The organism is Pseudomonas sp. JC1203 (genome assembly GCF_056175065.1).
This window is the reverse complement of the sequence record NZ_JBWCAM010000015.1, coordinates 112,265-136,554: the sequence shown is the minus strand read 5'-3', so window position 1 is coordinate 136,554 and position 24,290 is coordinate 112,265. Positions and strand designations below refer to the sequence as shown.

The window sequence follows — 24,290 nt, the reverse complement described above, 5'->3', positions numbered from 1 at the left end:
CATGCTCAAGCAAGCGCTCGCCGCCAACGGCCTGATCGCCATCCTGCGCGGCCTTCGCCCCGATGAAGCCCAGGCCATTGGCCAGGTGCTGTATGCCGAAGGTTTTCGCGTCATCGAGGTGCCGCTCAATTCCCCCAGCCCCTACGACAGCATTCGCATTCTGCGTGACAGCCTGCCGGCCGATTGCGTGATTGGCGCCGGCACGGTGCTCACCGCCGAGCAGGTGCAGCAGGTCAAGGCCGCCGGTGGCCAGTTGATCGTCATGCCCCACAGCGACGCCAAGGTGTTGCGCGCAGCCAAGGCCGCCGGCCTGTACCTGTCGCCCGGCGTGGTCACGCCCACCGAGGCCTTCGCGGCACTGGAGGAGGGCGCGGACGCCTTGAAACTGTTCCCCGCCGAGATGCTCAACCCTGGCGTGGTGAAGGCGCTGCTGGCGGTGCTGCCCAAGGGTACCGCGCTGATTCCGGTGGGTGGCATCAGCCCGGACAACATGGCGCCGTTCGTCGAGGCCGGGGTCCAGGGTTTTGGCCTGGGTTCGGGGCTGTTCAAGCCGGGCATGAGCGCCGCCGACGTCGGCGCCCGGGCCAAGGCCTACGTGGCCGCCTGGAAACGCCTGCACTGATTCGTTGCGACTAAAAACATCGACAAGAGAGACAAGCGATGAAAATCACCAAATTGACCACCTTTATCGTGCCGCCGCGCTGGTGCTTCCTGAAAGTCGAGACCGACGAGGGCGTGACCGGCTGGGGCGAGCCCGTGGTGGAAGGCCGCGCGCACACGGTGGCGGCCGCCGTCGAGGAGTTGTCCGACTACCTGATCGGCAAGGACCCACGCAACATCGAGGACATCTGGACCGTGCTGTACCGCGGCGGCTTCTACCGCGGCGGCGCCATCCACATGAGCGCCCTGGCCGGTATCGACCAGGCGCTGTGGGACATCAAGGGCAAGGCCCTGGGCGTGTCGGTGAGCGACCTGCTGGGTGGCCAGGTGCGTGACCGCATTCGCGTGTATTCGTGGATCGGCGGCGACCGCCCGGCCGACACCGCCAAGGCCGCCCGCGACGCGGTGGACCGTGGCTTCACCGCGGTGAAAATGAACGGCACCGAAGAGCTGCAGTTCATCGACACCTTCGACAAGGTCGACCTGTGCCTGGCCAACGTCGCCGCCGTGCGTGACGCAGTGGGGCCCAACGTCGGCATCGGCGTCGACTTCCATGGCCGCGTGCACAAGCCCATGGCCAAGGTGCTGATGAAAGAGCTGGACCCGTACAAGCTGATGTTCATCGAGGAGCCGGTGCTCAGCGAAAACTACGAGGCACTCAAGGAACTGGCGCCGCTGACCAGCACGCCCATCGCCCTGGGCGAGCGGCTGTTCTCGCGTTGGGACTTCAAGCGCGTGCTCAGCGAAGGCTACGTCGACATCATTCAGCCGGATGCCTCCCACGCTGGCGGTATCACCGAGACGCGCAAGATCGCCAACATGGCCGAGGCCTATGACGTGGCGCTGGCGCTGCACTGCCCGCTGGGCCCGATCGCCCTGGCGGCGTGCCTGCAGCTGGACGCCGCCTGCTACAACGCGTTCATCCAGGAGCAGAGCCTGGGCATTCACTACAACGAAAGCAACGACCTGCTCGACTACGTCAAGCGCCCCGAGGTGTTCGACTACGACAACGGCTTCGTGAAGATCCCCAACGGCCCGGGCCTGGGCATCGAGATCAACGAAGAGTACGTCAAGGAGCGCGCCGCCGTGGGCCACCGCTGGCGCAACCCGATCTGGCGCCACGCCGACGGCAGCTTCGCCGAATGGTAACCCGCCACCTGTAGCTGCGATTTACGGTGGGAGCTGGCTTGCCAGCGAGTTTTTGGGCCTCAACAGCTCGCTGGCAAGCCAGCTCCCACAGGCCAAACAATAAGAACGAGGCATGTATCCCATGCACACCCAGACTCTCCCTGCGCAGGCGGCCCTGGCCACGCCCAGCCGCAAGCGCTTCTTCATCATGGTGCTGCTGTTCATCACGGTGGTCATCAACTACCTGGACCGCAGCAACCTGTCCATCGCCGCCCCGGCGCTGACCAGCGACCTTGGCATCGACCCGGTGCACGTGGGCCTGGTGTTCTCTGCCTTCGGCTGGACCTACGCGGCCATGCAGATCCCCGGCGGCTGGCTGGTGGACCGGGTGCCGCCGCGCATTCTCTACAGCGTTGCCCTGGCGCTGTGGTCGGTGGCCACGGTCATGCTCGGTTTCGCCGGCAGCTTCATCGCCCTGTTCGTGCTGCGCATGGCCGTGGGCGCGCTGGAAGCTCCGGCGTACCCTATCAACAGCCGCGTGGTCACCACCTGGTTCCCGGAGCGCGAGCGCGCCACCGCCATCGGTTTCTACACCTCGGGGCAGTTCGTTGGCCTGGCGTTCCTGACGCCGGTGCTGGCCTGGCTGCAGCATGCTTTCGGCTGGCACATGGTGTTCGTCGCCACCGGCGTGCTGGGCATTGCCTGGGCCGTGGTGTGGTACGCGGTGTATCGCGAGCCGCGTGACTTCAAGGGCGCCAACGGCGCTGAAATCGAGTTGATCAGCGAAGGTGGCGGCCTGGTGGACATGCAGTCCTCGGCGCGCGCGGCCAAGCCCGGTTTCAGCAGGGCTGACCTGGGCATCGTGCTCAGCAAACGCAAACTGTGGGGCATCTACCTGGGCCAGTACTGCCTCAACTCGACGCTGTGGTTCTTCCTGACCTGGTTCCCCACCTACCTGGTGAAATACCGCGGCATGGACTTCATCAAGTCCGGCATGCTCGCTTCGCTGCCGTTTCTGGCGGCGTTCGTCGGCGTGCTGTGCTCGGGGTTCTTCTCCGACTGGCTGATTCGCCGTGGCGCCAGCATCGGCCTGGCGCGCAAGCTGCCGATCATTGGCGGCCTGCTGATCAGCACCTGCATCATCGGCGCCAACTACGCCGAGTCGACGGCGGTGGTGATCGCCTGCCTGGCAGTGGCGTTCTTCGGCAATGGTTTGGCGTCGATCACCTGGTCGCTGGTTTCCACCCTGGCCCCGGCGCGCCTGCTGGGGCTGACCGGCGGGGTGTTCAACTTCATCGGCAATCTGTCGGCGATCACCACGCCCATCGCCATCGGCTTCCTGGCCAGCGGCGATTCGTTCGCGCCGGCCATCACCTACATCGCGGTGATGGCGTTGCTGGGCGCGCTGTCGTACATCGTGCTGGTCGGCAAGGTCGAACGCATCCAGCTGTGACTGGCACAGGCGGGAGCGGGCGCACATAATGCGCCTGCTCACGTACTCATTACAGGATTTGCCCATGCAGGACGACGTCACCCCGCAGGCCAAGGAGGCCGCCCCCGCCGGCACGCAAACCCTGATGCGCGGCCTGGCCGTGATTCAGGCAGTGGCCGATGGCGCCCGCGACCTCAAGGAAATAGCCCGGCACGTCGGCACCACCCGCAGCACCACCCACCGCCTGGCCAGCGCCCTGGTGGACGAACGCTACCTGCGCGTGCTGCCCCAGGTGGGTTACCTGCTGGGCCCCAAGCTGATCGAACTGGGTTTCCAGGCCCGCGAGGAAGTGCCGCTGGTGATGCTTGCCGCGCCGTACCTGGACGAGCTGTCGCGCCTGACCGGCGATACCATCCACCTGGCGGTGCGCGACGGCGACGACGTGCTGTACCTGCACAAGACCCCCGGCCGCAACGGCCCGGAAATGCGCTCGCGGGTCGGCCACCGCATGCCGCTGGCGCGCACCGGCATCGGCAAGGCGCTGCTGCTGGACGCCTCGCCCGCCGAGTGGCACCACCTGTACGAAATCAGCCTGCCCGCTGCCGGCCACAACGCGTTGTGGCCCAACCACCCCGAGCAGACCTGGGAGCAGGTGCACGCGCGCATGCAGGCCTACGCCAAGGGCGGCTACGCCTTCGACCTGGAAGACAACGAGCCCTCCATCCGCTGCGTGGCAGCGCCCATTCGCGATGCCAGCAAACGCATCGTGGCAGCGATCAGCGTGGCCAGCACGGTGCCGTACATGTCGCTGGAGAAGATGGAAGGGTTGGTGGCGGTGGTGCAGAAGGCGGCGGCGGGGATATCGGCTGAGGTGGGGGGCGGTTAAGTCGTTGGAGACAGGACAGCGTCAGGCTTGCTGCTTTCGTCTCACGCTTCTGCGATTTGCGTTTTCGGTGTGACGCCTACTGCGTTTCGAGCCGCTTTCCCAGTGAACAGCGCTCCATCGGCTCGCCGTTGCTATGTTCTCTTCCCTCAAGATGACTCTGATTCCATCTTGAGCGGGATAGGCGGTTGAAAGCGTCACGTGCAGAGCGTCTTTATCCCGGTGATACCAGATACCCGCTGACCAGGATCGGCAGTATCAATAGCAATCCCATTTCAGTTGCGGTTCTTGATAATTCGGTCGGCCATTGCCTGGGCTTGCTGATAGCTTGCCGACGCGTAAATTTCCTCCACATTGACCTTGAGCATGCTGCGACCTACCAGGCGTAAGCTATGGGAACCGCCTTTTGCTCTCATGTAGGCGTCTTTCTCATCGAGTATTCCGAAAAATTTCAGTAGCGTTGTTATCGGCATTGGTAGTCCCTCCTGGACATGGAGTTTCCCATCCTGGGTTCTGCTTGGCGAAGCGTTTGTGCCTTTGCATGGTGTCTATTTGTTTCGGTGGAGTTTGGCGCTATTTCGACGCTTAACTGGCGAAAAATCCTACATACAACTCACGTTGCAATCGCTAGCCTCCCTTCCGCACTGTCATTCAGTGCCCGGTGTCGAAGCCGGAGCTTCATCAAAACGACGCAAGTACATCCATCTGGGTACAGTCGATGCTAACCTCGCATCGGTTGCGCTTAATGGCGGGCTGTACGGTGCGGGCCCATTGGCTTCCGTTTTGACTGAAGGGTCCGACTTCGAACACCGTGCGGTCCGCCACCCATGCTTTTCGAAGGGCGGGGTGGTGGAAAAACCAATCAAGACGGACGTTTTCATGAGCACGGAATCATTCGATTTACCGGTAAACAATCCCGCGGAATCAACCAGGACGGCCTTGGCATCAGAGAGCGACGAGGTTTGCACAGCTGTGTTTCCCTTCGGCGCTCGCGGTGCTGATGACACGCCGTTTTTTGCCGTTCAAGCAGGGTTGTCGTCTGAAGATGTGCTGGCGCAGGTGTCGTTGCTGCTGCAATGCGCTGAAGCGACGGCCTATGAGATGTGTGATGGTCCTGATCTTTCGCAGCGGGGGTTGCTTTGGGCGACGTTGCACTCTATCGAGGGTGCCAAGGGGCTGATCGACGCTTTGCTGAGAGGAGCGTCTCGCTCCTTGCCGCAGTGAAATTTGCCGTGGTCTTGCACCGGGACGATCAAAGTTCCGGGTATGGGGTCACGGTGCCTGATGTGCCCGGCTGTTTTTCAGCCGGGTCCACTGTTGCTTTGGCCTTGGAAAGTACCAGGCAGTCACTTGTGTTTCATTTTGAAGGTCTGGTGCTCGAAGGGGAGCCGATCCCCATACCCCGATGCCTGAGTGAACACCTTGCCAATCCGGATTTCTATGGTGGGTTATGGGCCTGGGTCGAGGTCGACGCCTGCCTTACCCCATCGGCGGCAACCGCCGCTTCACCGGGCTCTTCTTGATGATCGCGGTATTGGTTTCCGCATAGGCGTTCAGGCCATCCAATACCGTGTCCAGCTCCTCGATGCTGCGTACATGCAACCGGGCGATGAAGCAGTCGTCGCCGGTGACCTTGTCGCATTCGGTGAACTGCGCGATCTGCTGGATCTGCCGTTCCACCACCTGCAGTTGCCCCGGCAGCGGGCGGATGCGGACGATGGCTTGCAGCTGGTAGCCGAAGGCCTTGGGGTCGACTTCGACGGTGTAGCCCTTGAGCACGCCGCGTTCTTCCAGTTTGCGCAGGCGCTCGGCAACGCTGGGGGCGGACAGGCCGGTTAGTTGCGCCAGGGCCTTGAGCGAGCGGCGCGAGTCTTCCATCAGGGCGGCGATAAGGCGCTGGTCGATGTCATCAGTCATGTTTCGCTCCTTAGGCAAAAGCTGCCGAATGCCTTGATAGTAAAGCCTGAGTGGCCACTTCACCTTGCTTTTTTCATGGAATCCGCGCGCGGGCGCCGAGCATAATATTGCCCATTGCAAAGGAGAATGTAGATGGACAATTCACTGCGGCGCGGCACCCTGGAAATGGTCGCGGCCATGTTGATTTCCGGCACCATCGGCTGGCTGGTGATGCTTTCGGGGCAGCCGGTGCTGGACGTGGTGTTCTGGCGCTGCGTGTTCGGCGCGCTGACGCTGTTGGTGGTGTGCGCGGCCATGGGCTTTTTGCGGCCTGGTTTGCTGACCCGCACGACCTTGCTGCTGGCGGTGCTCAGCGGCGTGGCCATTGTCGGCAACTGGCTGCTGTTGTTCGGTTCGTACTCGCGGGCGTCGATCGCCATTGGCACGGCGGTGTACAACGTGCAGCCGTTCATGCTGGTCGGGTTGGGAGCGCTGTTCCTGGGCGAGAAAATCACCGCGCAGAAACTGTTCTGGCTGGCGGTTTCCTTCGCCGGCATGCTGGCCATCGTCAGCGCCCATGGCGGGCAGGGCGGTGGCGATTACCTGATGGGCATTGTCATGGCACTGGGGGCGGCGGCGCTGTATGCCATCGCCGCGCTGATCATCAAGCGCCTGAAGGGCGTGCCGCCGCATTTGATCGCACTGGTGCAGGTCAGCACCGGCGCGTTGCTGCTGGCGCCGCTGGCGGATCTGTCGGCGTTTCCCCATGAACTGCACGGTTGGGGCGCCCTGCTGACGCTGGGCATGGTGCACACCGGCCTGATGTATGTGTTGCTGTATGGCGCTATCCAGAAACTGCCGACGGCGTTGACCGGGGCCTTGAGTTTCATCTACCCGATCGTGGCCATTTTCGTCGATTGGTTTGCGTTCGGGCATCGCCTGGATGCCCTGCAATGGGTGGGTGTGGCGGCCATTCTGCTGGCCGCCGCGGGGATGCAGCAGGGCTGGGGCATACGCCTTGCCCGGCGGGCCAATGCGCACTGAGTGCACATCAGTCTCCAGCCGATGCTGCCCACTGCCTGAGGGCGCGGTGTACCCAGTCCTGTGACAGGCGCTCCTGCTCCAGCCTGCCAATGCCCAGTTGGCCGTTGCGCAGGCAGTCGAACGTTGCACGCTCGGCGGCGCACAGGCCCGTAGTGGGCATCTGTGCCGGGGCGGGTTCGGCGCAGCCGCGCTGGCGATGGCGCGCAAGCGTTTCGCTGTCCATCAACAGCGCCTGGACGTGAGGCTGATGGCGCCGGGCATCGGCCAGCAGCTTGAAGCCCCAGGTGTCCAGGTCGCCCCAGTAGCCGATGCGTTTGCCCTCAAGCCAGGGCGCCCGCAGCCATGCGGTATTGGCGCCGCCGCCACAGACCGCAATGGTGTCTGGCAGCTCGGGCAGTTCGTACCCTGCCTGCAGGTTTTCCACGACGAGGATGTTGCTGGCAGGCAGCGGGTATTCAAGCAACTGCTCCAATGGCAATTTCAACAGGCCGAGCCCCGCCAGCCTGACCCTGGCCGTTGCGCACAAGGGTTTTACCGTGAGCCAGTTCGAGGGGGTGGGCCGGCACCCCAGCCATGCTTCCAGGCCGCCCTGTGCAGACACCTGCTGCCCGTGGCGTTGGTCCAGCAAGGCAACGATCAGCGCCTGGTTGAGCTCCACGAACTTGGTGTCGACGCCCACCAGGGGGATGGCGCGCAGGTAACGCCCGTGGCCAAGCCCGCGCTGCAGCTGGGGAATGACCGCTGCCAGCAACCGCACGTCTTCGACCGTCAGCCGTTCCAGTGCAACCAGTTGCCTGATCAGCGCAGGATAAAGGTTTTCATCCAGCGCCAGCAGTGGTTCAAGGCGCACCTCCCACGCCTTGCTGCGGGCGATGGCGTCATCGCCCAGCACCGTGATCAGTTGTTGTACCGAGCCGATGCGCACCACCACGGGGACTTCACATTCGCCCAACTGGCGGAAGCTGCGGTTCGCCCAGGTGACAAGGTCTGGCCAGGGCCAACTGCGCCAGGCGTTGATGTAGGCATGAAACTGCCTGATGTCGGCCAGGGCGAGGGAGCCGGACGGTGGGTTGAGCTTGCACACGATCGGAAACTTGCGCTTGCCTTCCAGGCGCTCGCGCAGCCTGGTGGGATGCTGCCACTCCACCCGGGCTAAATGTTCGATGACCTGCTCGGGCATCTTTCCCCACGTAGTCATTCAGTCAACTCCGGCTCGATGCCCAGCGCCGCGGCGTCGGCTTCTGCCTTTGCCGCACGGTGCTGCGCCTGTTGCTGGTCGATTTCCTCCCAGGTCATCTCGCACAGCCGGCTTTCATGGCTGAGCGGGTCGCGCTCTGCAATCAGCAGCGAACGCGCCGACTCACGCGCAAGGTTGAGGTTTTTATAGGGCGTAATGAGGTTGACGTGGATGCGCAGCTCCTTGAATACCTTCAACACCCTGCGGCTCACGGCCTCGGCCGTATTGGAAAAGGCCTCGTCGAGGAACACAGTGCAATAGATGGGCTGGTGGCAGCCGTCCGGGGTCAGGACGTACGCCAGGCTGGCCGCCACGATGGTGCCGGCGAACGATTCCTTCTCGCCCCCGGACTTGCCGCTGGACGAATCCAATACATCGCGAATCGACCCATCGGCCTTGTCGATCTCTTCGGCAAAGAACGACAGCTGGTAGCGCGAGTCGAGCAGGCGCAGGCTCTCCATGGTGCCCGACGTGGCGGGTTGGGTGGCTTTCTGCAACGTGGTGATCAGCTCTTGCAGTTGCTGGAAGCGGGCGTCGTGGTCATCACTGCCGGCGCGTGCCAGCACGCTGGTGAGTTGCTGGTTGAACGCCTTCACATGGTCGAAAAGCTCGCTTCTGCTGCCCAGGCGCAGGTGGCTGCCCTGCCTGAACTCGGTACGTTGGAGCACGTTGTTGATCGTGTCGATGCGGTCGCGAATGTCCTCGCGTTCAGCGTCGATGGCTTGGCGTATCTGCGCCAGCGACTGCGTGGCGTTGCGGTTGAGGCGTTCGCGGAAGCGCTCCACCAGTTCGGGCAAGCCTTCGTTTTCCAGGTGGCCGAGGTAGTCCAGGTACTCGCCCAGGCCCTCGGTGCCGCTTACCCAGTCGTTGGCGATGAGCGGCCATTGGCTCTTGAACGTGGCGACGATGCTGCTGGCTTCATTCGACGCGGTCAGTTCGCAGGCGGCGGTCTTTTCCCTGGCCTTGTCGAGGGCTGCACGCTGCTCTCGTTCAAGGCGGGTGGCATCGTCCAGTGAAGCCATCGGCAACGAGCCGATGCGTTGCGTGAGGATGTCGCGGACATCATCGGTGATGCCTGCCTGGACAATGCCTGACAGGTTCACAAGCTGGCGCCTGGCCTCGTCGCGTTGTGTGGTGGCGCTGCCGATGCTCGTGCCGGTAGACGCTTTCTCGGCGCGAAGGGCGTCGCGCGCGTCAAGGGACTTCTGCCACTGCGCCTTGGCCAACCCCAGCTCGCTGCGTGGGTCTTCCAGGGCCAGCAGGTCGGCGGCCAGCGTTTCCATGCGCTGCTGGCTGGACAGCACGTCCACGGACGCCCAGGTGGTGGCGGCAATGGTTTCCCAGCAGGCGTTGGTTTCAGCCAATGCATCCATGGCAGCACGCGCGCCGGCCACCCGTTGGTTCAACGCTTGCAGCTGCGCCTGCAGGGCTGCTTCATCGGCTTCCAGCGCCTGCAGCCGCGCGTGGTTGTTGAAGCCCAGGCACCAGTTCCGGGGGTTGTCGATGGCCTGCTGGTCTTTCTTCTCGAACCTGCCCTTGTCCAGGTGCACCAGGCCCTTGATGGTCATGGAGAAGGGGGTTTCATCCAGCTGTTCCGTGCTGTCCACGCAGTGCAGGTCGAAACGTGCCAGGTGGTGTTTCAGCCAGTCCCGGTAGGCGTGGGCGCTCCATTCCAGCTTGCGCAGATAGCCGTCGGGCTTGAACTGCGCGGCGGCCCCGGCTTGGCCCACTACCTGAACGCGGACATGCAGGCCGGTGTGCCGGCTGTTGAGCCAACGGGTTACCAGGCGAAAGTGCTCGCCGTCCACCAGCAGGGTGGTGCGCAGGCCGCCCAGCGCCCGCTCGATGGCGCCGCGCCAGGGCGCATGTTCTTCACGCACGTCCAGCAACTCGCCGACGAAGGGCAGGCGGCTGGCCTCCAGCTGCAGGCTGCCCGCCAGTTCGTCGCGAAGCCGCTGGTACGCAGGGTCCATGTTGGAGTTGGGCCGTGCCTTGAGCTCGACGATGTGTGTGGCCAGCGACTTCGCCTGTTCGCGCGCGGTGGCCATTTGGCTGGCCGCGTCGGCGAAACCGTCCTGGCTGGCTTCGCGCTGGGCCGGATAGTCGCTGACGAAAGCCTGTGCCCTGGCCTGATGCTGTTGGAAACTGTCCGCGCCCAAGGCGTCGGCCTGGCCCAGCGCGCGCAAGGTTTCCTGGTAGTGCACGGCGTTGCGCTGGGTGTCGCCGAAGCGCTGGCGGGCTTGCTGCACGTCGCGCTTGAGCCCCTCCAGCCGCTCGCCGCCCTGGGACTGGTAGGCGTGATAAAGCATCTGCACGCGCTCGTCGGCGTCCACCAATTGGTTGTCCAATTGGTGTTGCTGCGCCACCAACCGGGCCAGTTGTGCCTCCAGGTCAGCAAGCCGAATGCTCCACAAACGGTGGCATTGCTCTGCAAAATAGATGGGCAGCGCCACCGCTTCTCTGGTCAGGGCGACCAGTTGCAGCCTCGCCTCGGCAAGGTCATTGCTGACCTGCGGCAGGCGCGCCAGGGCATCGCGCTGCCTGCGGGCTTCAGTCAATTCACGGTGGATGCTTACCAGGTCGTCAAACTCGCGCACCGCCAGCCCGGCATGCTCCTTGACGCTGCTGGGCTCCAGCACCAGATCGCGTATCAGCCCGGTCAGGTCGTCGATTTTCTTCAGCCCCAATGCCCGCGACAGCAGGGCGGGGGCGTTGCGGTTTTCCATGCGCAGCAGCCGTGTGAAGGCTTCCTGGTATTCGGTAAACGTGGCAAACCACTCAAGCCCTGGTACCTCGCCAAGGTGTTGCTTGAGTGCCCGAACATCGCCCTCGCCAAATTGATGCAGTATTTCTTCCAGGGTGACAGGGCGCTTGCCGATGATGAACAGGCGTTTCAGGCTGTCTGCCGCATTGGTTGCCTGGGTGGTCCAGAACAGCGTGGCCAGCACTATCTCGGAGCCGTCGTCGCCCTTGTAGCAGGCCCGCAGTGCGCTGGCGGTGGCGCCAGGGCGCTTGAGCAGCGAGGCGGTTTCGTTGCCGTCATGCACCTTGCCGTAGTTGCCGCGGATGTACGACATCAGCGTGCGGTCGGTGCGGTCGCCCTGGGCCGCGGCGATGTTGAACGAGGCTTTGCTGGGCGGCAGCAGCAATGCCATCAGGCCGTCGATCAGGGTCGATTTCCCGGCGCCGTTGTCGCCGGTGATCAGGGTGCCTTCAGGGTTGATCAGCGCGGTGTGCAGGCCATGGAACGAGCCCCAGTTATAGACCGAAAGCTCGGCCAGGCGGATCTGCCCGGTGCCGAACAAATCACCGGGCTGCACGGCATCATGCTCATTCATCGTTATTTTCCTCGGCAGGTGCTGCGGCATCGGGGCCCGTCAGGCGCTGGTATTCGGCCAGCAGGCGGTCCAGGAAGTCGGCATTCACCACGTAGCGAATAACCGGGGTCACTTCGAAACGGTCGTTGTCACCGCGCACGTTGCTGATCAGGCGCTTGTCGAGCAGGAATTTGGTCGCGCCACTCAATGTGCGGCGCTCGCCGCGGGTGCTTTGGGTCAACGGCAGGAACGGCGTCATCAAGGCTTCGATCTGCTCGGTGGCGATGATGATGCGCTGTTCGCCGGCGGTTTCACGCTCCTGGTAGTACTTGCGCAGCACCAGCAGCAGCAAGGTGTCGTACAGGGTCAGGGTGCGCTTGTTGACCATCGAGTACTGCTCGTCGCTGTCGGTGTCGTCGATGTCGTCGTCCTGCTGCAGGAGGATGGCGATGCCCGCGCGGCGGTCGAGGATCAGGTGCAGGAACATCCGCGCCAGGTGCTGGGTAATGGCAGGTTCATGCAGGCACAGTGCTTCATAGGCCAGGCGCTTCTGGCTGGCCATGACCACGCCCTGGCGCAACAGCAGGACCATTGCCCGGCGGGCTTCCACTGGCATCTCGCTATCGGCCTGGCCCTGCGCCTGCTGCGTTGCAGCGGGCTCATCCGCGGCGTCAAGGGGCGATTCATCTTCCGCTTCGGCGGGTCGAAAGCGGTCGAACAGCGACGAGCCCTGCAGGTTTTTTTCTTCCTGGCTCATAAACCCAGGTCCTCCGGCTTGTCGGGAAAGTTGTCGGCGGCCATCAATAAGTAAGGCACCCGTACGTTGATGCGGTGGCCTGTCCGATCGGTGACGCCCACGCTTTCGCAGGCATCCAGCTCCACGGCCTTGGTGGCCTTGGCGATTCGCACGTAGGCCACCAGTTCTTCCAGGCCGCTGGTGAGCGGGCGGTGCGCGGCCACCTGGGCAACCGACAAGGGGCCGTGGCGGGCGAGCAGGGCCCTTAGCGCTTCTGCCAGTTCCAGCACTTTGACGCTGTCGAGGTGGGCAAGCATGCCCTGGCTTGCTGCGGTGGCGTTGCGGGTGGCGGCCACACCGCTGGTGTCCACGCGCTCTTCCGGCAAGCGCAGGTGCAGGCTGGAAGGCGAGCGCACCTTGAAACCACCGGTGGGAATGTGAAGGGCGATGGGCTGGCGGAAGTTGATGTCCAGTTCCTTGAACCCCACCGCCAGCCGTTCGAGCTGACGCAAGGTGCGTTCCACCGCGCGGCGTTCCTGCTGTGCGCCACTTTCGACGAAGGCCCGCAGGCTTTCCTCGGTACGGCGCCGTACCAGGAATATTCGCTCGCTTTCCTTGCTCAGCTCCCGTACCAGATGGCCGAGGTAGCGGAGTTCGTCGCGTTCCAGGTGGTGCGCGGCGGGCCGCGCCAGAATCGAGCGGATCTGCTCGCGGAATTCGACGATGCGGTTCTGGTCGCACAACAGCCGATAGAAGCCATCGAAGGCCCGGCCAGCATCAGTTTGCAGCAGTTGATCTTCGTGCTTGAGCAAGGCGTCCACCACCTCGCCGCGGCCCGACTCGGATTCGATCATGCGCACGCGCAGGGTCTGGTCGAGTTGGCGGATCTCGTCTTCGAGGCGGCGGAAATCACCGGTCAGCACGGCGGCCAGGTGGTACAGGCCACGGATGCGTTCGCGTTGTTCGGCGTCGTTGAGTTGGGTCAGTTCGCCCCGCCGCAGCTGCTCTATTTGCAGGTCCAGCTCGTGGCGGCGAGCCTCCAGCAGGGTAATGCGCTCCTTGGGGTCCGGGCTCAGCGCGGTGGCCAGGTCGCGCACGGCGTCCTGCACGATGCGCAGGTGCGAGGCGGTGGCGCTGCTGTCGCGGTGTTCGAGGCTTTGCGCGAAGCGCATGGCCAGTTCGAAGGCGTCGGTGCGGGTTAGCCGGTCATCGTGTTCACGCAGCCAGCCGGCGTGAATCCAGTTGCGCAGGTGGATACCGGCATTGTCCTGCAGGCCATACAGCTCCTGCCACAGGGGCAGCTCTGTTTCCAGCGCCACCCGCGCCTTGCCGAAAGGCACTTCGCGGTCTTCGTGGAACAGGTCATTGATGAACGCCAGGATGATGGGGGCATTATCCGCGTGCAGCAATCGCCAGGCGGCGTGTTCGGAAAACAGTCTTCGATACCGGGCTTGCTGCTCATGCACGGACATGGTCGTTCCCTATCGTGATTGCCAAGGCAAAAAGTGCGCTGCAACCGCAACTATGGACCAGCCTTTGGGGTGACGATGTAGGAGAACGATTAAGTGGTACGGAGAAATTTCCGAGAGGTGTTACGAAACCCAAGCGTGCGCCCCTGTAGCAGCGGCCGCAAGGCCGCGTCTTGCACGCCGTGGTGTGCCTGGTGCTACACCGGGTGCAAGACGCCGCCTGCGGCAGCTGCTACGGGATTTGGTTGATCATCAGGTTGAGGTTTTGCACGGCCGCACCTGCGGCGCCTTTGCCGAGGTTGTCGAAGACGGCCGCCAGCAGCACTTGCTGGCCGTGTTCGAAGACCATCAGGCGCAGGTCGTCGGTGCCGTTCAGCACCTGCGGGTCCAGCAGGCTGAGGGCCTTGCTGTCGGCCAGCGGCATGACGCTGACGTGGCGTTGGCCTGCGTAGTGGTCGGCCAGGCACTGGTGCAGCTGTTGCGCAGTAGCCTTGAGCAGGTGCAGTTGCAGCGGGATGGTCAGCACGATGCCCTGGCGAAACGCGCCGTATGCCGGCACGAACACTGGGCGGTGCAGCAGGCCGCTGTGCTGGGCGATTTCCGGCACGTGCTTGTGGCTCAGGCCCAGACCGTAGACCTGGAACGGCGGCGCCTGGGTGGCGTTCTCGCCTTCGTATTCGTCCACCCCGGCGCGGCCCTTGCCCGAATAGCCCGACACCGCGTTGATGCTGATTGGGTAGTCCGCCGGCAGCAGCCCGGCCTGCAGCAGCGGGCGCAGCAGCCCGATGGCGCCGGTGGGGTAGCAACCCGGGTTGCTGACGCGCTTGGCGGCGCGGATGGTCTGGGCCTGGGCGCTGCCCATTTCGGCGAAGCCGTAGGTCCAGCCGGTCTGGGTGCGGTGGGCGGAGCTGGCGTCGATTACCCGCACCGACGGGTTGTGGATGCTGGCGACGGCCTCGCGGGCGGCGTCGTCCGGCAGGCACAAAATGGCCAGGTCGCAGGCGTTGATTGCTTCGGCGCGGTGTTGCGGGTCCTTGCGAAAACACGGATCCAGGCGCAGCAGTTGCAGGTCGGTGCGGTGCCGTAGCCGTTGGTGGATCTGCAGGCCGGTGGTGCCCTGGTCGCCGTCGATGAAAATCAGTGGGGTGCTCATGTTTCGCTGCTCGCAAGAAGTGACTGCCCCTATCTTCAATCCCGGCGTAGCATAGGGAAAGTTGAATTTGGCAACGGCCATGTTCAGTTTTTCTGAAGGTTGCAAGCCATGCGTGAAATCAGTCTGGACCGCCTGCGTACCCTGGTGGTGATCGCCGACCTTGGCTCGTTCGCGGAAGCGGCACGAGCGCTGAACCTGGCGCCGCCCACGGTCAGCCTGCACATCGCCGACCTGGAGGCGCGCGTGGGCGGGGCGTTGTTGTCGCGGGCGCGGGGGCGGGTGCTGCCCACCGCCATCGGCGAGACCCTGGTGGAGCGTGCGCGGCGGCTGTTGCTGGATGCGCAGCAGGCGCTGGAAGACGTGCAGCGCCAGGTGCAGGGGCTGGCGGGCCGGGTACGGCTGGGGGCGTCTACCGGGGCGATTGCGCAGTTGTTGCCCCAGGCCCTGGAAACCCTGGGCCAGCGCCACCCTGGCATCGATGTGCAGGTGGCGGTGCTGACGTCCCAGGAAACCCTGCGCCAACTGACCGCCGGCACCCTGGATATCGGCTTGATTGCCTTGCCACAGTTGCCGGTGAAGGGCGTGCAGATACAGCCCTGGCGCCGCGACCCGGTGATGGCATTCCTGCCAGCGGCGTGGGAAGTGCCTGCAGTGGTCACGCCAGCGTGGCTGGCCGCGCAGCCGCTGATTCTCAACGACAGCACCACGCGGTTGTCGCGCCTCACCGCCGAATGGTTCGCCAGCGACGGCCAGCAGCCCGCGCCGCGTATCCAGCTCAACTACAACGATGCCATCAAGAGCCTCGTGGCCGCTGGCTACGGCGCCACGTTGCTGCCCCACGAGGCGTCCACGTCGCTGCCGGACGCGCGCATGCTGATGCGGCCGCTGCAGCCCGAATTGTCCCGCCAGCTGGGCATCGTTCATCGTGCCGGTGAAGTCGAAAAGCCGACCCGGCATGTGCTGGAAGTGTTGTGGGCGTTGCAGGTGGAGTAGCGGTGTGGCGGGTCAGGCGACCTTGGCGATGTTGCGGGCCACGCCGCGCAGGTCGGTTACCGAAGCTGCCAGGCCGCTGAGGTGGCGTTCGATGTAGTCGATGTCGGCGGAGTTGTCGGCGTAGGTGGAGTGGCGCAGGAACAGCGCGTGGCCCTGCAGCATGCGCGACAGCGCTTCCAGGTGGGCGGCGGTGTGTTCCAGGTCGTCCTGGATGGTGCCCAGGCGTTCGATGTGCATGGTAATGACTCCGATACTGAAGGCCGTGATTCACTCACTGCCCTGATGCCTTTTCTATCGGCAGGGGCGGGGCGAACTCCAGTAAATTCGGGTATCGGAAGCATTTCGGCGGTGTATGGCGCCTGACACGAATGATGTCATGGCGCCATATCCTGGCAGGGTTACATGTTCGGGTAAGTCGGGCCGCCGCCGCCTTCCGGGGTTACCCAGGTGATGTTCTGCGAAGGGTCCTTGATGTCGCAGGTCTTGCAGTGCACGCAGTTCTGGGCGTTGATCTGGAAGCGCTTCTCGCCGTCTTCCTTGGTGATCACCTCATACACGCCGGCCGGGCAGTAGCGCTGCGCCGGTTCATCGTAGAGCGGCAGGTTGGTGCTGATCGGGATGCTCGGGTCTTTCAGCTTCAGGTGGCAGGGTTGTTCCTCTTCATGGTTGGTGCTGGAGAGGAATACCGAGCTCAGCTTGTCGAAGCTCAGCTTGCCGTCGGGTTTCGGATAGTCGATTTTCTTCGAGTCCTTCGCCAGCTTCATGCACGCGTAGTCCGGCTTGGTGTCGTGCAGGGTGAAGGGGATCTTGCCGCCGAAGATGTTCTGGTCGATGTAGTTGAAGGCGCCGCCCAGCACCGCGCCCCACTTGTGGATGGCCGGGCCGAAGTTGCGGCTGGCGAACAGTTCTTCATACAGCCAGCTGGCCTTGAAACCGTCGACATAACCGGTCAGCAGGTCGCCGCCCTCGGCACCGGCCAGCAGTTTCTCGGCCACCGCGTCGGCGGCCAGCATGCCGGACTTCATGGCGGTGTGGCTGCCCTTGATCTTGGCGAAGTTCAGGGTGCCCAGGTCGCAGCCGATCAGTGCGCCGCCGTTGAAGACCATTTTCGGCAGCGAGTTCAGGCCGCCCTTGCAGATGGCGCGGGCGCCGTAGCTGATGCGCTTGCCGCCTTCCAGGTACTGGCTGATGACCGGGTGGTGCTTGAGGCGCTGGAACTCGTCGAACGGCGACAGGTACGGGTTGCCGTAGGACAGGTCGACGATCAGGCCGACCACGACCTGGTTGTTTTCCAGGTGGTAGAGGAACGAGCCACCGGTGTTCTCGGTGCCCATGATGTCCATCGGCCAGCCGGCGGTGTGCACCACCAGGCCCTGCTCGTGCTTGGCCGGGTCGACTTCCCAGATTTCCTTCAGACCGATGCCGTAGTGCTGGGCGTCGGCGTCGCTGTCCAGGTTGAAGCGCTTGATCAGTTGCTTGCCGATGTGGCCGCGGCAGCCTTCGGCGAACAGCGTGTACTTGCCACGCAGTTCCATGCCGGGGGTGTACATGCCGTCTTTCGGCTGGCCTTCGCGGTCCACGCCCATGTCGCCGGTAAGAATGCCGCGCACGGCGCCGTTTTCGTCGATCAGCGCTTCCTGGGCGGCGAAGCCTGGGTACACTTCCACGCCCAGGTTCTCGGCCTGCTGGGCCAGCCAGCGGCACAGGTTGCCCAGGGATATGATGTAGTTGCCTTCGTTGTGCATGGTCTTGGGCACGAACGCGCCGGGCACCTTGCTGGCGCTCTCGGCGTTTTTCAGCACGTAGATGTCATCGCGCTTGACCGGGGTGTTCAGCGGCGCGCCAAGCTCTTTCCAGTCCGGGAACAGCTCGTTCAGCGCGCGGGGTTCGAACACTGCGCCGGAGAGAATGTGGGCGCCCACTTCGGAGCCTTTTTCCACCACGCAGACGCTGATTTCCTGGCCGGCTTCAGCAGCTTTCTGCTTCAGGCGGCAGGCGGCGGACAGGCCAGCGGGGCCGGCCCCGACGATGACCACGTCGAATTCCATGTATTCGCGTTCCACAGGTTCTCTCCTACTCAAGGCTCACAGTTTTTTCTAATGGCGTTGCGCTTATCCGGCGTCGGGGGCGATGAAGCGCTCCCGTGGACGCACTCCAGGCAATCTCTTTGGCCGCGCATTATATCTACACCACTGGCAGGGTCCAATACAAACGTTTGTTTGAATTTGCCCCAGGCCAGTAAATTCGTGGGGGGAAGCGGCATGACTGGCGGGTTCCGGTTGTTGACCGGTCCGGGCGTAGCGGTCAAGATACGGGCGGTTTTGCATTTGCCGCAGGTTGTCCTGAGGCTGCAAGAGCATCTCTAAAAGCCAGGCCAGAGCCGCGCAGGCATGCCTTGCCCCTGGGTGTGGAGTTTACACGTCGCCACCGCCCGTGACTGCCCCGGTTTTGCCGGTAAGTCATTGAAACAAGGGGGTAAAGGTAAATTGTGCGAGCTCGCCGTCGTTTTTAAAGGTGCCCTTGTGCCCACTGAGCATCGCCTGGCCTGCCCGGGCGACATTCTTTTCACCGGAGAGTAACGAGGAATCCATGAAGGTTCTTGTAGCTGTCAAACGAGTGGTCGACTACAACGTCAAGGTCCGTGTCAAAGCGGACAACTCCGGCGTTGATCTCGCCAACGTCAAGATGTCCATGAACCCCTTCTGCGAAATCGCCGTGGAAGAGGCTGTGCGTCTGAAAGAAAAAGGCGTTGCGTCTGAAATCGTCGTCGTCACCATTGGGCCGAGCACCGCGCAGGAACAACTGCGTACCGCCCTGGCCCTGGGCGCCGACCGCGCCATCCTGGTGGAAACCGCCGAAGAACTGAACTCCCTGGCCGTGGCCAAGCTGCTCAAGGCCGTTGTCGACAAGGAACAGCCTCAGCTGGTGATCCTGGGCAAGCAGGCCATCGACAGCGACAACAACCAGACCGGCCAGATGCTGGCGGCACTGACCGGCTTCGGCCAGGGCACCTTCGCCTCCAAGGTGGAAGTGGCCGGCGACAAGGTCAATGTCACCCGTGAAATCGACGGCGGCCTGCAGACCGTTGCGCTGCACCTGCCAGCCATCGTCACCACCGACCTGCGTCTGAACGAGCCTCGTTATGCATCGCTGCCTAACATCATGAAGGCCAAGAAGAAGCCGCTGGAAACCGTCACCCCGGACGCCCTGGGGGTTTCCGTGGCTTCCACCAACAAGACCATCAAGGTTGAAGCCCCAGCTGCCCGCAGCGCCGGCATCAAGGTCAAGTCGGTTGCAGAACTGGTCGAGAAACTGAAAAACGAAGCGAAGGTAATCTAAATGACTATCCTGGTTATCGCTGAACACGAGAATGGTGCTGTAGCCCCGGCTACCCTGAACACCGTCGCAGCTGCCGCGAAAATCGGTGGTGATGTGCATGTGCTGGTTGCCGGCCAGGGCGTTGGCGCCGTGGCTGAAGCTGCCGCCAAGATTGCCGGCGTGGCGAAAGTGCTGGTGGCCGACAACGCTGCCTACGCGCACTTCCTGCCGGAAAACGTTGCCCCGCTGGTGGTCGAGCTGGCCAAGGCCTACAGCCACGTGCTGGCCCCGGCTACCTCGAACGGCAAGAACGTGCTGCCGCGCGTTGCTGCCCAGCTGGACGTCGACCAGATCTCCGAGATCATCTCGGTGGAATCGGCTGACACCTTCAAGCGTCCGATCTACGCCGGCAACGCCATTGCCACCGTGCAATCGAACGCTGCCATCAAGGTCATCACCGTACGCGCCACCGGCTTCGACGCCGTTGCCGCCGAAGGTGGTTCGGCTGCCATCGAAGCCGTGGGCGCTGCCCATGACGCTGGCAAGTCGGCGTTCGTCGGCGAAGAGCTGGCCAAGTCCGACCGCCCTGAGCTGACCGCTGCCAAGATCGTCGTTTCCGGCGGCCGCGGCATGCAGAACGGCGACAACTTCAAGCACCTGTACGCCCTGGCCGACAAGCTGGGCGCCGCCGTGGGTGCCTCGCGCGCCGCAGTGGACGCAGGCTTCGTGCCCAACGACATGCAGGTCGGCCAGACCGGCAAGATCGTTGCGCCACAGCTGTACATCGCCGTCGGTATCTCCGGCGCGATCCAGCACCTGGCGGGCATGAAGGACTCCAAGGTGATCGTTGCGATCAACAAGGACGAAGAGGCGCCGATCTTCCAGGTCGCCGACTACGGCCTGGTGGCTGACCTGTTCGAAGCGGTACCCGAGTTGGAAAAGCTGGTCTGATCCGGCGGCTTCACTTATAAAAGAGCCCGGTCCTGTGACCGGGCTTTTTTTATGTGTGGACGTTGAAGGATTAAACATGAAGCGACCCTTGCTGTTGGGCGCCTGGGCACTGACGTTATTGCTACCCACCCTGGCCAGCGCCGCTGGCACCTGCGAGCGCCTGGTCGCCACCGGCAGCCCGGACGCGCAGCCCTTCTCGTGGCGTGACCCGGACGACCCCACGCACCTGATCGGCGCCAACGTCGATCAACTCAAGCGTATTGGCGACGAGCTGGGCATCAAGATCGACGTGCTGTACAGCGGCCGTCGCTCCCAGGCCCTGGAAGAGGTGCGCAGCGGGCGCATGGACCTGCTGGTGGATGCGCCCATGGCCTTCGACCAGCTGGAAACCCTGGACTACATCCACCCGCGCATGGCGCTCAACGACTACCTGGTGTGGACCCGCAAGGCCGCGCCCATGGTCTATCACACCGTGGGCGACCTGCACGGCCATGCCGGCGCGGTGTCGGCGCGGGCGCGGCTGGGCGCCTCGTTCAAGCGCTTCGCCGACGAGAACCTGAGCCTCGTTGCCGCCGAGTCGCTGACCGTGGCCTTCCAGCAACTGATGCTGGGCAAGGTCGAGTATGTGGTGGCAGGGCGCTACGCCGGCCAGGCGGTGTCGCAGACCCTGGGGCTGGGCAATGACGTGGTGGCCCACGAGACACCGCTGGACCGCCCGGGCCTGTACCTGGCGCTGTCGCACAATTCGGCCTGCAATGACCCGTGGCTGCGCGGACAGCTGGCGAAAAAGATGACAGAATTGCCCGCGTCCGGCCAAGCCGAGGCGGTGTTGCAACGCAATGTCGAACGTTGGAAGGCGAGCTTGCAGCAACCGCGTGTGCTGCAACCGGTCAGTGCCCCAAACCAGTAGGGAATCCGTGTGAGAATTCAAGCTTTGACCGCCGTTGCGGCGGTGCTGGCCCTGGCCGGATGTGCCAGCGACCCGGCCCCCGTCGAGCAACTGCGCCTGACCGAACAGGCCGTGGACCAGGCGCGTGCCGTGGGTGCCACCGACGAGGTTGATGAAATGAAGCTGGCCAGCGACAAACTGGCCAGTGCCCAGGCCGCCAATGGCGCCCAGTCGTACCGCCAGGCCCGCCTGCTGGCCGAACAGGCCGAGCTGGACGCGCGCCTGGCCGAGGCCCGTGTGCTGACCGAAAAGAGCCAGGAGCAGCTGACCCAGGTGAACACCCGTATCGTGCGCCTGCACAAGCAACTGGGGGAAGTGCAATGAGCCTGTCTACACGCGTGGGCGGCGGCCTGCTTGCCCTGGGCTGCCTGGGGCTGTTCGGCTGTGCCAGCCATTCGGGCGCACCGGCGGTAACCTTGCAGCAGGCCACCGCCAGCTTCCAGAAGGTCAAGGACGACGCCGATGTGCTGCGCAGTGCGCCACGCGACGTGATTCGCGCCGGCGAATCGCTGTCGCGGGCCGAGCGCCTGGCCAGCTACTGGGGCAGCGGTGACGATGTGGCCCAGTACGCCTACCTGAGCCAGCGCTACAGCGAAATCGCCCGTGAGCACACCCAGCTGGTGCTGAACAAGGAAAAGCTCGCCAAGCAGGACCTGGAGCGCCAACGGTTGCAGCTGGCCCTGCGCGAATCCAAGCTCAATAGCGTGCAGCAGCAGGGCAAGGCGCTTGAAGAGCAGTTCGTCAGCATGGCCACCACCGAGACCGACCGCGGCCTGGTGCTGACCCTCGGCGACGTGCTGTTCGACAGCGGCGAGGCGGACCTCAAGCCGTCGGCCAACCGCATGATCCTCAAGCTGGTGCAGTTCCTGCAGCTCAACCCCAAGCGCGTGGTGCGTATCGAGGGTTACACCGACAACACCGGCGACAGCGACTTCAACCTGGAGCTCTCCAAGGACCGCGCGCAGACCGTGGCCGACACCCTGGTGGACCTGGGTATCGACGACAAGCGCGTCCAGGTGCAGGGTTACGGCGACCAGTACCCGGTGGAAGCCAACGCTTCGGAGCGGGGCAGGGCGATGAACCGCCGTGTCGAGATCGTGTTCTCCGACGAGAAGGGTGTGCTCGGCGCCGCCCGCTGAACCAGCCCGTAACAGCGGCCTGGCGGCCGCTGTTACGTGTGCGTTGTGTGCAATTGCTGTAGCCGCTGCCGCCAGGCTGCGCTGGCCCCGGCGTGCACCGAAGATTTTCAGCGTGGATTCGGCAGCGGCTACACCGAACCCGCGTAGCAGCTGCCGCAGGCTGCGTCCGGCTGCGGCGGGGTATGCCCGCCAATGCGCGGCGGCTGCGGACGCGGCCTACGGCCGCTGCTACGGGCCCCGTTTACCTCGTCTATCGCGGCGCCTGCATCGCGGCCAAGGCCGGCTCCTACCACGTACGGCGTAACAGCCGGCCTTGGCCGCGTTGCAGACGACGCCGTTTCAAGTCAGTTGCTGCTACGGGTGCAGTACAATCCCCTCGCATTCGCGCAACTGTCCCCGTACACTTTTCAACTGTTCCGGTACTAAAATCAAAAAACCGCCTGTTCAGTCGAGAAGCCCCGCATGACCAGCCTTCTGCTCTACCAGCGCATCGCTCAGCAACTGGCCGAGGATATTCGCCGTGGCGTCTACCAGCCGGGGGAGCGGGTGCCGTCGGTGCGCAAGATGAGTTCGCAGCTCAACGTGAGCCATGCCACGGTGCTGCAGGCCTACGCCAATCTCGAAGACCAGGGCCTGATCCGCGCCCGGCCGCAGTCGGGCTACTACGTGCACCAAACCCCGGCGCTGACCGCGCCGACCCCGGATATCGCCCGTGTGGAGCGCCCCGGCCTGGTGACCCGCGCCAGTATCATCCAGCAGGTGCTGGTGGAATCGCGTCGCGAAGGGGTGTTTCCGCTGGGCGCCGCCGTGCCTCATGTGGATTACCTGCCGGTACGCGCCCTGCACCAGCAGATAGCCAAGGTCACGCGGTTCCATAGCCCGCGGGCGTTCAGCTACATGTTCAGCCCGGGTTTCGAGCCGTTGCGCCGCCAGGTGGCGATACGCATGCGCGACGCCGGCGTGGTGGTCGACCCGTCCGAGGTGGTAATTACCCATGGCTGCGTGGATGCGCTGCAGATGTCCCTGCGCGTACTGACCCGGCCGGGTGACCTGATAGCCGCCGAATCACCGACGTATTACGGGCTGTTGCAGCTGGCCGACCTGTTGGGCCTGAAGGTCATCGAGATTCCCAGCGACCCCTCTACCGGCATCAGCCTGGAAGCCTTGCAGCTGGCCGCCAACCAGTGGTCGATCAAGGCGCTGGTGCTGACCCCGCGGCTGAGCAACCCGCTGGGCGGCACCATGCCCGAAGAGCGCATGAAGCAACTGCTGCGCCTGGCATCGGATTTCGATATCCAGATTGTCGAGGACGATATCTATGGCGAACTGATGTTCGAGCAGGGCAAGACCAAGGCGCTGAAGGCCTATGACCGGCTGGGTCACGTGGTGTACTGCTCCAGCTTCTCCAAGACCCTGTCGCCAGGGGTGCGCATTGGCTGGATGATCCCTGGCAAGTACCAGGCGGAAATCCAGCGTTTGCAGACGTTCACTACCCATTCAGCGTGCAGCGTCACGCAGATGGGCATTGCCAGCTACCTGGAAAACGGCGGCTACGACCGTCACCTGCGCTACATTCGCCACGAATACCGCAAGAACCTCAGCGCCTACCAGCTGGCCGTGCAGCAGTATTTCCCCGACGGCACGCAAATCACTCGCCCCCTGGGTGGTTTTATCCTGTGGGTGAGCCTGCCGGGGCGGGTCAATACCCAGGAATTGCATGTGCGGGCCCTGGAGCAGGGCATCAGCATTGCCCCCGGCTTGATCTTCAGTAACACCGAGCAATTCAACCACTGTATTCGCCTGAACTGCGGCATGCCGTGGAACAAGGAGGCGGAGCGGGCGCTAATGACCCTGGGCATGTTGGCTGGGCAACTGTGCCAGGAAGTGGCGAGCGGCCAGTTTTACTAAGGATTTACCTTCGGTAACCGCTTGGGGGCTTGCCAGCGAGCCCTCTAGCGGGGAGCATATAGCCTTGTGCTGCCATT

24 protein-coding genes are annotated in these 24,290 nt (G+C 63.8%); 14 read left to right on the top strand and 10 right to left on the bottom strand.

The window, feature by feature from the left end; genetic code table 11:
- Nucleotide 1 precedes the first annotated feature (1 nt).
- The 4 genes from AC0SZ7_RS21790 (at nt 2) to AC0SZ7_RS21775 (ending at nt 4,106) form a co-directional block, all read left to right on the top strand.
- Nucleotides 2–622, top strand: coding sequence for a 2-dehydro-3-deoxy-6-phosphogalactonate aldolase (locus AC0SZ7_RS21790; RefSeq protein WP_475506312.1), 621 nt, complete (start codon nt 2–4; stop codon nt 620–622).
- A gap of 38 nt (nt 623–660) precedes the next feature.
- On the top strand, nt 661–1,809 hold the full coding sequence (gene dgoD / locus AC0SZ7_RS21785; protein WP_475506311.1) for a galactonate dehydratase: 1,149 nt from the start codon (nt 661–663) through the stop codon (nt 1,807–1,809).
- Nucleotides 1,810–1,930: 121 nt separating this feature from the next.
- Nucleotides 1,931–3,241 (top strand): MFS transporter, encoded by a 1,311-nt coding sequence (locus AC0SZ7_RS21780; protein WP_475506310.1) that lies wholly within the window; start codon nt 1,931–1,933, stop codon nt 3,239–3,241.
- 64 nt (nt 3,242–3,305) lie between these two features.
- The gene (locus tag AC0SZ7_RS21775) at nt 3,306–4,106 is read left to right on the top strand and encodes an IclR family transcriptional regulator (protein WP_475506309.1); all 801 of its coding nucleotides are present in this window, start codon (nt 3,306–3,308) and stop codon (nt 4,104–4,106) included.
- Nucleotides 4,107–4,378: 272 nt separating this feature from the next.
- Here the strand turns inward: AC0SZ7_RS21775 and AC0SZ7_RS21770 are convergent, their stop codons facing one another.
- Nucleotides 4,379–4,576 carry a hypothetical protein gene (locus AC0SZ7_RS21770; protein WP_475506308.1) on the bottom strand — a complete coding sequence of 66 codons (198 nt, stop codon included), beginning with the start codon at nt 4,574–4,576 and terminating at the stop codon, nt 4,379–4,381.
- 406 nt (nt 4,577–4,982) lie between these two features.
- Here AC0SZ7_RS21770 and AC0SZ7_RS21765 point away from each other — a divergent pair, with 406 nt between their 5' ends.
- The gene (locus AC0SZ7_RS21765) at nt 4,983–5,327 is read left to right on the top strand and encodes a DUF6124 family protein (RefSeq protein ID WP_475506307.1); all 345 of its coding nucleotides are present in this window, start codon (nt 4,983–4,985) and stop codon (nt 5,325–5,327) included.
- A complete protein-coding gene (locus tag AC0SZ7_RS21760; RefSeq protein WP_475506306.1) occupies nt 5,324–5,626 on the top strand; it encodes a type II toxin-antitoxin system HicB family antitoxin in 303 nt (100 codons plus the stop codon). Before AC0SZ7_RS21765 ends, AC0SZ7_RS21760 begins: the two co-directional genes overlap by 4 nt.
- On the opposite strand, the gene AC0SZ7_RS21755 is transcribed toward AC0SZ7_RS21760, so the two are convergent.
- Entirely contained in the window at nt 5,583–6,020 is a 438-nt protein-coding gene (locus AC0SZ7_RS21755; RefSeq protein ID WP_416423250.1) for an Lrp/AsnC family transcriptional regulator, read from the bottom strand. The genes AC0SZ7_RS21760 and AC0SZ7_RS21755 overlap by 44 nt on opposite strands.
- Before the next feature lie 132 nt (nt 6,021–6,152).
- On the opposite strand from AC0SZ7_RS21755, the gene AC0SZ7_RS21750 reads away from it, so the two are divergent.
- Nucleotides 6,153–7,043: a DMT family transporter gene (locus AC0SZ7_RS21750; RefSeq protein ID WP_475506305.1), complete on the top strand. Its 891-nt coding sequence runs from the start codon at nt 6,153–6,155 to the stop codon at nt 7,041–7,043.
- A gap of 7 nt (nt 7,044–7,050) precedes the next feature.
- On the opposite strand, the gene AC0SZ7_RS21745 is transcribed toward AC0SZ7_RS21750, so the two are convergent.
- The 5 genes from AC0SZ7_RS21745 to argC form a co-directional block, all read right to left on the bottom strand.
- Entirely contained in the window at nt 7,051–8,241 is a 1,191-nt protein-coding gene (locus AC0SZ7_RS21745) for a Wadjet anti-phage system protein JetD domain-containing protein (protein ID WP_475506304.1), read from the bottom strand.
- Nucleotides 8,238–11,618 carry an ATP-binding protein gene (locus tag AC0SZ7_RS21740; RefSeq protein WP_475506303.1) on the bottom strand — a complete coding sequence of 1,127 codons (3,381 nt, stop codon included), beginning with the start codon at nt 11,616–11,618 and terminating at the stop codon, nt 8,238–8,240. Before AC0SZ7_RS21740 ends, AC0SZ7_RS21745 begins: the two co-directional genes overlap by 4 nt.
- Nucleotides 11,611–12,354, bottom strand: coding sequence for a DUF4194 domain-containing protein (locus tag AC0SZ7_RS21735; RefSeq protein ID WP_475506302.1), 744 nt, complete (start codon nt 12,352–12,354; stop codon nt 11,611–11,613). Before AC0SZ7_RS21735 ends, AC0SZ7_RS21740 begins: the two co-directional genes overlap by 8 nt.
- Nucleotides 12,351–13,805 carry a DUF3375 domain-containing protein gene (locus tag AC0SZ7_RS21730; protein ID WP_475506301.1) on the bottom strand — a complete coding sequence of 485 codons (1,455 nt, stop codon included), beginning with the start codon at nt 13,803–13,805 and terminating at the stop codon, nt 12,351–12,353. The genes AC0SZ7_RS21735 and AC0SZ7_RS21730 overlap by 4 nt, the downstream gene beginning before the upstream one ends.
- A 229-nt stretch (nt 13,806–14,034) precedes the next feature.
- Complete coding sequence (gene argC / locus AC0SZ7_RS21725) at nt 14,035–14,955, bottom strand: N-acetyl-gamma-glutamyl-phosphate reductase (RefSeq protein ID WP_475506300.1); 921 nt, start codon at nt 14,953–14,955, stop codon at nt 14,035–14,037.
- 108 nt (nt 14,956–15,063) lie between these two features.
- Between argC and AC0SZ7_RS21720 the strand changes: the two genes are divergently transcribed.
- The gene (locus AC0SZ7_RS21720; protein ID WP_475506299.1) at nt 15,064–15,948 is read left to right on the top strand and encodes a LysR family transcriptional regulator; all 885 of its coding nucleotides are present in this window, start codon (nt 15,064–15,066) and stop codon (nt 15,946–15,948) included.
- A 12-nt stretch (nt 15,949–15,960) separates the two neighbouring features.
- On the opposite strand, the gene AC0SZ7_RS21715 is transcribed toward AC0SZ7_RS21720, so the two are convergent.
- From AC0SZ7_RS21715 to AC0SZ7_RS21705, 3 genes are all read right to left on the bottom strand, one after another.
- Nucleotides 15,961–16,185 carry a hypothetical protein gene (locus tag AC0SZ7_RS21715; protein ID WP_416423258.1) on the bottom strand — a complete coding sequence of 75 codons (225 nt, stop codon included), beginning with the start codon at nt 16,183–16,185 and terminating at the stop codon, nt 15,961–15,963.
- Nucleotides 16,186–16,346: 161 nt separating this feature from the next.
- Entirely contained in the window at nt 16,347–18,011 is a 1,665-nt protein-coding gene (locus tag AC0SZ7_RS21710; RefSeq protein WP_475506298.1) for an electron transfer flavoprotein-ubiquinone oxidoreductase, read from the bottom strand.
- A 396-nt stretch (nt 18,012–18,407) separates the two neighbouring features.
- Complete coding sequence (locus tag AC0SZ7_RS21705) at nt 18,408–18,539, bottom strand: hypothetical protein (protein WP_475506297.1); 132 nt, start codon at nt 18,537–18,539, stop codon at nt 18,408–18,410.
- On the opposite strand from AC0SZ7_RS21705, the gene AC0SZ7_RS21700 reads away from it, so the two are divergent.
- From AC0SZ7_RS21700 to AC0SZ7_RS21675, 6 genes are all read left to right on the top strand, one after another.
- On the top strand, nt 18,538–19,287 hold the full coding sequence (locus AC0SZ7_RS21700) for an electron transfer flavoprotein subunit beta/FixA family protein (RefSeq protein ID WP_475506296.1): 750 nt from the start codon (nt 18,538–18,540) through the stop codon (nt 19,285–19,287). The genes AC0SZ7_RS21705 and AC0SZ7_RS21700 overlap by 2 nt on opposite strands.
- The gene (locus AC0SZ7_RS21695) at nt 19,288–20,217 is read left to right on the top strand and encodes an electron transfer flavoprotein subunit alpha/FixB family protein (protein ID WP_416423261.1); all 930 of its coding nucleotides are present in this window, start codon (nt 19,288–19,290) and stop codon (nt 20,215–20,217) included.
- A 76-nt stretch (nt 20,218–20,293) separates the two neighbouring features.
- Nucleotides 20,294–21,127 carry a substrate-binding periplasmic protein gene (locus AC0SZ7_RS21690; protein ID WP_475506295.1) on the top strand — a complete coding sequence of 278 codons (834 nt, stop codon included), beginning with the start codon at nt 20,294–20,296 and terminating at the stop codon, nt 21,125–21,127.
- 9 nt (nt 21,128–21,136) lie between these two features.
- Nucleotides 21,137–21,490, top strand: coding sequence for a DUF4398 domain-containing protein (locus AC0SZ7_RS21685; protein WP_475506294.1), 354 nt, complete (start codon nt 21,137–21,139; stop codon nt 21,488–21,490).
- A complete protein-coding gene (locus AC0SZ7_RS21680) occupies nt 21,487–22,305 on the top strand; it encodes an OmpA family protein (protein ID WP_475506293.1) in 819 nt (272 codons plus the stop codon). The genes AC0SZ7_RS21685 and AC0SZ7_RS21680 overlap by 4 nt, the downstream gene beginning before the upstream one ends.
- Nucleotides 22,306–22,767: 462 nt before the next feature.
- On the top strand, nt 22,768–24,213 hold the full coding sequence (locus AC0SZ7_RS21675) for an aminotransferase-like domain-containing protein (protein ID WP_475506292.1): 1,446 nt from the start codon (nt 22,768–22,770) through the stop codon (nt 24,211–24,213).
- Nucleotides 24,214–24,290 lie beyond the last annotated feature (77 nt).